This window comes from Companilactobacillus crustorum JCM 15951 (genome assembly GCF_001434585.1).
Classification (GTDB): Bacteria; Bacillota; Bacilli; order Lactobacillales; family Lactobacillaceae; genus Companilactobacillus; species Companilactobacillus crustorum.
This window is the reverse complement of sequence record NZ_AZDB01000084.1, coordinates 1-772: the sequence shown is the minus strand read 5'-3', so window position 1 is coordinate 772 and position 772 is coordinate 1. Positions and strand designations below refer to the sequence as shown.

The 772-nt window shown below is 33.5% G+C and carries 1 protein-coding gene; it reads left to right on the top strand.

Annotation, left to right across the window (positions count from 1 at the left end; genetic code table 11):
• On the top strand, positions 1-735 hold a 735-nt coding region (locus tag FD26_RS10745; RefSeq protein ID WP_057868411.1), incomplete at its 5' end, for an IS3 family transposase.
• Positions 736-772: the final 37 nt, after the last annotated feature.

The following is a 772-nucleotide window of genomic DNA, read 5'->3' as shown; positions in this document are numbered from 1 at the left end:
CAATTAAACGAGTTCATTGTTAAAACATATCACGATTCAAACTCAACCTACGGTTATCGTCGAATCTGGAAAGAATCCCTCAAGGTCGGATTCAAGAATTCTCCAGAAACAATTCGGCATTTAATGACCAAACTTAAACTAAAAGTAGTTATTTTTTCAAAACATACATCTGGTTACTGTTCCTATAAAGGTAACCTTGGGAAAATAGCTCCTAATACACTCAAACAGAAATTCACTGAGACAGAACCATTAAAAGTACTACATACGGATGTAACTCAAATACGTTTGCGTAAAGACAAATGGGGTTATATATCCGCCGTGCTGGACCAGGCCAGCGGCGAAATATTATCTTATTCAATAAGTTTGAGCCCTAATAAATTACTAATATTAGATACTCTAGAAAAATTGAAGCAAAATATAGTTCCCTCTTTAAAGCCAATCCTTCACTCTGATCAAGGATGGCATTATCAACTTAAATATTATCGAGATACCCTAAAAACAATGGGTATTGAACAAAGTATGTCTCGAAAAGGCAATTGTCACGACAATGCCCCAATTGAGAGCTTCTTTAATCTGCTAAAAAGAGAATGTCTTTATAGGTATAATATCGATGACCTAACCGAATTAAAGAACTTAGTCGCTAAATATATCAATTGGTACAACAATAAACGTATTTCTTTAAAGAAAAATGGATTGTCCCCTGTAGAATACAGGGAACAATCCATGATTTTTTAAAACTTATAAAAATGTCTAACTTTTTTATTGCACTTCA